The sequence below is a fragment of the Anaerosporobacter faecicola genome (assembly GCF_012070565.1).
Taxonomy (GTDB): domain Bacteria; phylum Bacillota; class Clostridia; order Lachnospirales; family Lachnospiraceae; genus Anaerosporobacter; species Anaerosporobacter faecicola.
In genome coordinates, this window is the sequence record NZ_JAAQRO010000045.1 from 1 (window position 1) to 1801 (window position 1801).

Consider the following 1801-nt stretch of genomic DNA (forward strand, 5'->3'; position numbering starts at 1 on the left):
TGATATGCCCCCTGTCAAGTAGACAGGTTAAATATCTAAAATGAGTGTTTACTGAATGACCATACTTCGTATGAGGTATGGTCATTTTTTATGCACACCATTTTTCTTTGTATTTTTTGATTCGTTTGTTTTCTGTGATAGGATAAGCTTTAGTTTGTTTAGTAGATAGAGCTTCTAACCTTACTTCCAAGGGGGTTTTGTTATGGTATCGTTCTTGTATGCGTTCATCAGCATAAAATCTAAGATAATCTTTGATTGCATGCCTAAGCGTTTCTTCATTTGTGATTTCATACATTACATACATTTCTGATTTGATTATTCCCCAGAAACCTTCTGTCGGCCCGTTATCAATACAATGACCTACTCTAGACATTGATTGTTGCATTTCTTGATTTTTAAGTTTCCTTTGGAATATCTTGCTAGTATACTGAAAACCTCTATCACTATGAAAAATAGGTTTAGCATCTGGATTAGCTATAATAGCTTTATCAAATGTTTTAAACACCAATCTATTATCATTTCTACAACTTATTACATATGAAACTGGATATCGATCATATAGATCGATAATGGCACTTAAATATAGTTTTTTCTTTTCTCCTGGCACTTTGAACTCAGTTACATCTGTTGCCCATTTTTGATTTGGTGCAGTTGCGTAGAAATCTCTTTTCATGATGTTTTCAGCAACTGCTTGTGGAGTTGAAGATAAATATTTCTTTTTTTTCTTTCTGATAACAGAATGAATATTTAGCGTCTTCATTATTCTATGAACTCGTTTTTTACTATAGTTAGTATGATTGAAATGATTAATCCAAGAAGTCATTCTTCGATACCCCAATATGTGTTTGAATCGCTCATCATACTCTTTGATAAGATTAGCCAGTTCGATATTTTCTTGTTCCTGAATTGGTATTTCTCTATGTAACCATTTATAATAAGCTGCTCTTGAAATAGATAAATGTTTACACATCCAATTAATACTCCAGTTCTTGTTTTCATAAAAGTATTTGATAGCCATATACTTTGATTCCTGTCGTTGTTTGCCCAGCCTCACATCCCTTCGAATTCTTTCACTTTTTTTAACAGTTGAACTAACATATCATTTTCCTCTAACTGACGTTTGAGACGTTTGTTTTCCCTTCGCAAGCGTTCTAATTCATCCACTTCATCATTACTCTTATGATGACCACGTTTGTCCACTAAGCCGTCTTCTCCGGTAGCATCATATTTCTTTACCCATGAATACACTTGACTGTATGAAACATCAAATAGGCTAGCCGTACCTTTGTAATCTCTATTATGTGATAAACAGTATTCAACAATTTTCTTACGTTCTTCGATAGTAGTTTTTCTTCTTGCTTCTGCCATATAGACCTCCCGCTTAGGATCATAATCTTTAAGTAGTCTATTGGCATTATACATCAAAACCCATTTACGAAGGGCCTCTTTTGAAGGAATTCCGTATTTGGCGGCGATGGATTGTAAACTTCCTTTTCCCTCTAAATATTCTTCAACAATACGAATCTTTTCTTCACTATAGTAGGTTCGATTTCCGTTGGGTTTAATAAATGCATTTGCACCTAACTCTTGATATCGTATAATCCACTCATCAAGAATTGATGTCCTTTTAGATTCACTAAAGTGAATACCATACTTTTGACAAATCTCTCTTCGTGATAACTTTCCATCAAAATATTCTTTGCATGCTGCTAGCCTTATTTCTGTCGTATATTTGGACATAAAAATTTCCCCCTAAGTAGATTTGGTTATTTACCTTGTCTACTTAAGGGGAATCATATCA

2 protein-coding genes are annotated in these 1801 nt (G+C 33.8%); both read right to left on the bottom strand.

Annotated features, from left to right (window positions below; genetic code table 11):
* Window positions 1–88: 88 nt before the first annotated feature.
* Entirely contained in the window at window positions 89–1054 is a 966-nt protein-coding gene (locus HBB17_RS18065; RefSeq protein WP_274380799.1) for an IS3 family transposase, read from the bottom strand.
* The gene (locus HBB17_RS18070; RefSeq protein WP_167958903.1) at window positions 1051–1740 is read right to left on the bottom strand and encodes a helix-turn-helix domain-containing protein; all 690 of its coding nucleotides are present in this window, start codon (window positions 1738–1740) and stop codon (window positions 1051–1053) included. The genes HBB17_RS18065 and HBB17_RS18070 overlap by 4 nt, the downstream gene beginning before the upstream one ends.
* Between the last annotated feature and the right edge of the window lie 61 nt (window positions 1741–1801).